This is a genomic window from Armatimonas sp. (assembly GCF_964826245.1).
In genome coordinates, this window is sequence record NZ_CBAYMC010000248.1 from 1 (window position 1) to 5,978 (window position 5,978).

Annotated in this window: 7 protein-coding genes; 5 read left to right on the forward strand and 2 right to left on the reverse strand. The window is 58.8% G+C overall.

The window, feature by feature from the left end; genetic code table 11:
- Nucleotides 1–208 precede the first annotated feature (208 nt).
- Nucleotides 209–1,186, reverse strand: a complete 978-nt coding sequence (locus AC1XOS_RS18610; RefSeq protein WP_481963717.1) for a hypothetical protein — start codon at nucleotides 1,184–1,186, stop codon at nucleotides 209–211.
- Between the two features lie 32 nt (nucleotides 1,187–1,218).
- Here AC1XOS_RS18610 and AC1XOS_RS18615 point away from each other — a divergent pair, with 32 nt between their 5' ends.
- From AC1XOS_RS18615 to AC1XOS_RS18635, 5 genes are all read left to right on the forward strand, one after another.
- On the forward strand, nucleotides 1,219–1,428 hold the full coding sequence (locus AC1XOS_RS18615; protein ID WP_481963718.1) for a hypothetical protein: 210 nt from the start codon (nucleotides 1,219–1,221) through the stop codon (nucleotides 1,426–1,428).
- On the forward strand, nucleotides 1,421–1,918 hold the full coding sequence (locus AC1XOS_RS18620) for a nucleotidyl transferase AbiEii/AbiGii toxin family protein (protein WP_481963719.1): 498 nt from the start codon (nucleotides 1,421–1,423) through the stop codon (nucleotides 1,916–1,918). The genes AC1XOS_RS18615 and AC1XOS_RS18620 overlap by 8 nt, the downstream gene beginning before the upstream one ends.
- Nucleotides 1,915–4,038, forward strand: a complete 2,124-nt coding sequence (locus tag AC1XOS_RS18625) for a PSD1 and planctomycete cytochrome C domain-containing protein (protein ID WP_481963720.1) — start codon at nucleotides 1,915–1,917, stop codon at nucleotides 4,036–4,038. Before AC1XOS_RS18620 ends, AC1XOS_RS18625 begins: the two co-directional genes overlap by 4 nt.
- A 41-nt stretch (nucleotides 4,039–4,079) precedes the next feature.
- Complete coding sequence (locus AC1XOS_RS18630; protein WP_481963721.1) at nucleotides 4,080–4,421, forward strand: histidine triad nucleotide-binding protein; 342 nt, start codon at nucleotides 4,080–4,082, stop codon at nucleotides 4,419–4,421.
- A gap of 189 nt (nucleotides 4,422–4,610) precedes the next feature.
- Nucleotides 4,611–5,438 (forward strand): inositol monophosphatase family protein, encoded by an 828-nt coding sequence (locus AC1XOS_RS18635; RefSeq protein ID WP_481963722.1) that lies wholly within the window; start codon nucleotides 4,611–4,613, stop codon nucleotides 5,436–5,438.
- On the opposite strand, the gene AC1XOS_RS18640 is transcribed toward AC1XOS_RS18635, so the two are convergent.
- Nucleotides 5,425–5,550 (reverse strand): hypothetical protein, encoded by a 126-nt coding sequence (locus AC1XOS_RS18640; protein ID WP_481963723.1) that lies wholly within the window; start codon nucleotides 5,548–5,550, stop codon nucleotides 5,425–5,427. The genes AC1XOS_RS18635 and AC1XOS_RS18640 overlap by 14 nt on opposite strands.
- Nucleotides 5,551–5,978 lie beyond the last annotated feature (428 nt).

Consider the following 5,978-nt stretch of genomic DNA (forward strand, 5'->3'; position numbering starts at 1 on the left):
CGCCCTAGACCCACTCACCGCCGCTGTCTGCACGCTCAAGGAGATTCGGGAGCTGACCAGCGAGATGCTAGAAGAGCTGCGCCCGTATTTGCCGCAGTTCGAGGGAAAACACTCCGCCCCACCCCGACCATCTCCATCCCCGAGAACTGCGTCGCCGTGGATGTCCCGCTAGACCCCGCCCTCGCCATCGGCAAGCGCTTCGGTACGCTTATCGAGCAAAAAACCGATTGAGCCCCTCGCGGAGTGCCACAAGTGCCTGTTCAGGAGTCATAGGCATCGGCTGCGACTCTGCGCCGTGCCACTGAAAATGGGTAAACCCATCGCCGATACCGCCCGCCACGACGGTTTCTCCATGGTAGACGGTCGTGATCGTCTTTGGTGTCGTCTCCCCATCGTAGACGATCAGGCAGGGACGGTAGCTCACCCGCCCCGGCCCATCCTGCTCGAAGGCATCCGATAGCTCGAAGTGAATCGCGGGTGTTACACCGGGAAGGCGCACCTTGCCTTCAATCACGGTTCGGTTCATCGTCGTGCGCCAGCCCTTGACTCCAAGCTCCGGAATCTCGACACGGCAGCGGCGGATCGGCTGGTAGTGAACCGGAATCCGCCAGCCACCTCGATGCGGGTTTACCTCGCGCTCCAGCCAGCGCCCGACTCGCTCTGGCTCCTCAATGCGGAGCACACGTACTGGCTTAGCCACAAACGCTGCCACATTCTCGCTATAACCTTCCACGTCACTCCCAAAGTTGCGCTGAAAGACCTCCCGGCAGTGTGCCTTTGTCGAGCCTACCACATGCACGACGTGTCGTTCCTCGTCGGCAAAGACAAGGCTTTCGGGAGAGTCGGTTCCTCGTGCCCGGTTCGCCCTTCGATAGAGTACAAAGCCCTTTCGCGTGAAGTCGAGGTCGCCTTTCTGGGGCACCCAGACAGGGTTCGGCCCGATCCAGCCTGCGGCACGGAGCCGTCCCAGTCGCTCCGTCGCGGATCGTTTCACCACCCGGAGCCAGCCCTTTGCGAGCAGGCCCTCCAGAACGGCACGGTAGGTATCTGCCGTCTCCCGCTGGAGTTCCGTATTGAACTCCTGCCCGAGCGCCAGCTCACTCACCACCCCAAGCGGCATCGTCTCTAACGGGTAGTAGATCTTGTAGTAAAGGCAAATTAGAGCATCGTATTCCTGTGGGGTCATGAATACTCGGTATAATACTCGATAGGATTCTTATGAGCATTGAAGCACCACAGACGGAAGACGAGATCATCGAGTGGCTCAACGCCCGGGGCAATGGCGATCCGGATGAGAACGGTCTCAGCCGGGATCAGCTTCGTGAAAACCGCCGCATGAGTCCCACAGAGCGCTTGCAAGCAGCAGAGCGTAGCGCTGCGGGACTGCTCTGGCTTCGTTCGGTTGCCAGGAGACATCCTCATGGTTGACCCACAATTCAAAGCCGCAATCCAGCGTCTTCAAGAGGCAGAGGTTCAGTTTGTCATCATTGGTGGGGTTGCACTGATCCTACAGGGTGGAGCACATGTCACCACCGACATTGACTTCAGCTTTGCCCCGGATGAAGCCAACCGTCAAAAGCTGGCAGAGACAATGAATCAGATCCATCCAAAACCGCTGGGATGGACGTCGTTTGAGCCTTATATTATCACTGCTGAAAAGCTACAACGCGCTCGGTTTTTCAACCTGAAGACAGATATCGGCCCCATTGATCTTCTTTCTCTTCCTGCCGGGATAGACTCTTTTGAAGGGCTCTGGGAGCGGGCTGATGTTATGGAACTGGAGGGGATCTCCGTTCGAATTGCCTCCATTGATGATCTCATTGCCATGAAAAAAGCCGCAGGCCGCCCCAAAGACGAGCGCCATCTTATGGAACTCTACGCGTTAAAAAAAATCATCGCTGAAGAAGAAGCAGGATGAGACTCGCCGCCCTGTTCATGTTTGCCCTGACTCTTCCCTGCTTGGCACAAAAGCCCACAAAGCCAACCGTCAGAGTGGATGCTGTGTTTTTCACGCAGAAAGTTCAGCAGATTCTGGAGAAGCGCTGTTTGGGCTGTCATGGGGCAGAGACGCAGCTCTCGCACTTTGATCTGAGGAGCCGCGAGAGCACACTCAAAGGCGGAACACGTGGCGCGGCGATCGTTCCGGGCAACGCCGACAAGAGCCTGATGCATGTCCTGCTCACCGGAAATCGTGCCCCACTCATGCCACCCTCGGGCAAGCTCCCTGCTAGCGAGATTGCGGTGCTAAAAAAATGGATAGACAGCGGCGCACCCTGGGGAGCGACCACAAGCCTCGCCTCGGGACAAAAGCAAACCTGGTGGTCGTTTGCTCCTCTCTCCCCCGCCGGGCGGGGGCAGGGAGAGGGGTTGGGGAGAGGTATCGACACCTTCATCACCGCCAAGCTGAAAGAGAACAAGCTCTCTCTCTCGCCACCTGCTCCCAAGCGCGTGCTGATCCGCCGGGTCTACGCCGATCTCTGGGGACTGCCACCTGCGCCGGAAGATGTCGAGGCGTTTGTACGCGACACCGATCCGAAGGCGTATGAAAAACTCATTGAAAAACTGCTGGCCTCGCCGCGCTATGGCGAGCGCTGGGGGCGGCACTGGCTTGATTTAGCGCGCTATGCGGATTCTGGGGGCTTTGAGGGCGATAAAGACCGGCCTTTGATGTTCCGCTACCGCGACTGGGTAATCGACGCGTTCAACAAAGACCTGCCCTACGACGAGTTCGTGCGTCTTCAAATTGCGGGCGATGAGCTAAAGCCCGGCGATCCCAGTGCGCTGATCGCGACGGGGTATCTCGCGTGTGGACCGCAGGACATTGTCGAAAACAACGCCCGGACGCGTGCTAACGAGATCGACGACCTGGTTGCCACAACAAGCTCCGTTGTGCTTGGGCTGACGGTGGGCTGTGCGCGCTGCCACGACCACAAGTACGATCCGGTGAAGATGACCGACTACTACCGCCTCGCCGCCATCTTTGCCCCGACGGAGCGCCGCGAGGTGGATGTCCCTGGTGGCAAGGCACAGGCAGTGACGGATAAGGGCGGCACGTTTGGGCCGTCGTTTCTGCTACGGCGCGGCGATGCCTACCAGCCCGATAAAGAGATCAAGCCCGGCTTTATCTGCTCCCTTCCCGGTGGCGAGGCCGAGGTGGGAGCGGCAGCGAAAGATGCCAAAACCACCGGTCGGCGAGCGGCGCTGGCGCAGTGGCTGACGAGCAAAGAGAACCCTCTGACGGCGCGAGTCCTCGTCAACCGCGTCTGGCGACAGCACTTTGGGCATGGAATTGTGGCAAGTGCCAGCAACTTTGGCCTCAATGGCGACCTCCCCACCCACCCTGAGCTGCTTGACTGGCTCGCGGGGAAGTTTATCGAGAGTGGCTGGAGGGTAAAAAATCTGCATCGGCTGATGCTCCTCTCCCAGACCTATCAGCAAGCATCGGAGATTCGCCCAGAGGCAGTGAAGGCCGATCCACAAAACAAGCTGCTTTGGCGGATGCCCGTGCGGCGGCTGGAGGGTGAGGCCGTGCGCGATAGCCTGCTTGCGGTCGCGGGGACGCTGAACCTGGAGCTCGGCGGCCCCGCAGTCTATCCGCCCGTGGATTCGAGCCTCAGGGCCGATACGTTTCAAGGGCTCAACTGGCCCAATGAAGCCGAAGACAGCCCGAAAACCTGGCGGCGCAGTGTCTACGTGAAAGTCAAGCGCTCGCTCTTGCTGCCCCAGCTAGAGGTATTCGACTGCCCGGAGATCACCTACACGGTCGCCCAGCGCAATATCACGACCACGCCGCTGCAGGCCCTGATGCTCCTCAACGACCCACTGATCTTGCGTCAGGCCGCACTCTTTGCGGAGCGGCTACAGCGCGACCGACCAGGAGATACTTGGGCGCAGGTAGACCGAGCGTATCGGCTCTGTTTTGGCCGCTCACCCAACCCAAAAGAGCGTCAGCTCAGTCTTATGTTTCTAAAGACGCGCTCACTGGCTGAGTTTTGTCACACGCTTCTTAACCTCAACGAGTTTGTCTATATTCTCTGAAAAATCTGCCTACCGATGGCAGCCTGATACAATAATTTCTGATGGAAGATACGATTTTTGGGAAGATCTCTCGGGGTGAGATCCCGGTGGAGAAAGTCTATGAAGACGAGTTTGTCGTCGCGATTCAGGACCTTGCGCCACAAGCACCTGTTCATATTCTGGTGATCCCCAAGAAACCCCTCCGTAATGTCTTAGCACTTCAGCCTGAAGACCGTGAGCTGGCCGGAGCGGTGCTTCTGGCCTGTGGCGAGGTCGCCCGAAAAATGGGCCTTGAGGCGAGCGGGGTGCGCATTGTTTTAAACGCCGAGGGCGACGCGGGCCAGACGGTATTTCACCTCCATGCACACGTGCTGGGTGGCCGCCGCCTGGGAACGATGGGCTAAACATCAACGATCACACCCGAGCAGACAAAGGAAACACTATGAGTGAAGACAAAGAGCCCCTTTCCCGGCGAGATTTTCTCTTCCGGGCAGGCAAAGAAGCGGTCAATACGGGTGCCCAGCTCGTGCCAGGCGGAAACTTAGCCCGCAAAGCACTTGGGATGCCCACTACCAACGCGGCCCCCTGGTGGAATGTGCTGGCAAAATGGCGTCAAAAAAAGACAGAAACCGAACCTATCTCTGAGGAGCAAGACACTGGAACCGACAACGGATAATTTACTGCGGGTCGCCAAAGAGGCGGCCTATCTCTGTGGCAAGCGCACCCTGGCCTACTTCAACACGGGAGTCACGCCAGAGTTCAAGGGCGACAACACGCCCGTCACGATTGCCGATAAAGAGGGCGAGCGTGTCTTGCGAGAGTGCATCCTCTCCCACTTCCCCGACCACGCCATTCTCGGCGAAGAAGAAGGCGCTTCCGAGGGTACGGCACCGTTTCGCTGGGTCTGTGATCCGATTGATGGCACGAAGTCGTTTGTCGCAGGCGTCCCGCTCTACGGCACACTGATCGGGGTGGAGCGCGAGGGTGAGATTGTCGCGGGGGTAATCTACCTTCCCGCACTGGATGAGATGGTCGCCGCAGGCAAGGGCCTGGGTTGCACGGTCAATGGCCGCGCCTGCCGCGTCTCGGACAAGCCGCTGGACAAAGCCGTGATGGTCAGCTCGTCGATTATCCGTGCTCAGAAGCGCTCGGGTGCCTACAACCAGCTCGCCGACAAGACCTATCTTCAGCGCACCTGGGGCGATGCCTTCGGCTACGCGAGAGTGGCGATGGGCCAGCTCGATATCATGCTCGACCCGGTCAAGAGTCCCTGGGATGTCGGCCCGATGCCCATCATCTTCGCCGAGGCCGGCGGAAAGTGCTCGACCTGGAAGGGCGAGAACGACATCTATGGCCCAGACTGGTTTGCCACCAGCGCGGCGCTCTACCCCGAGGTGCTGGAGATTCTCAGCCAGGGTTAGTCGCCAAAGCGATGGCTTCGGGGAGGGTCAGGAGTGTGCCCTCCTCAAAACCCCGGTCAAAGGCAGCGGTGTCGAGGGCCGTGCGGAGCTTGCCGAAGGCACCCACAGGCACTGCTAGCTCCCCCGGTTGGAGCGGGGGAGCTGGAGAGCTAAAGCTGCAAAGGGCGTACCGCCCATAAAATATATTGGGTATGGCCGGAACGGCCTTTGTAGCGGAGCACGCGACGCTCTCTAGTCCCCCCGCTCTAACCGGGGGGACAAAGCGGTATAATTCCAGAAGCATGAAGATCATCAGATTTACTGACCACGCGGGCAATTGTAATCCTGACGTTTGACTGGACAGTTTTTGGACTACGAGATTGTAGCATTTTCGCTCCGGAGTATCAAATCCATATTTTGGTGTAATTAGCTCTTCCCTCTCCCTGGCGGCTTTGCCGCCCGCGAAGCTCGGTAGCCTCGCCTTCAAAAGCGCCTCGACAGCAGCTTAGCCCCCCGTCAAGAGCACCTCAGATTCCTTTCCTTTAAAAGCAGCAGCAGAAG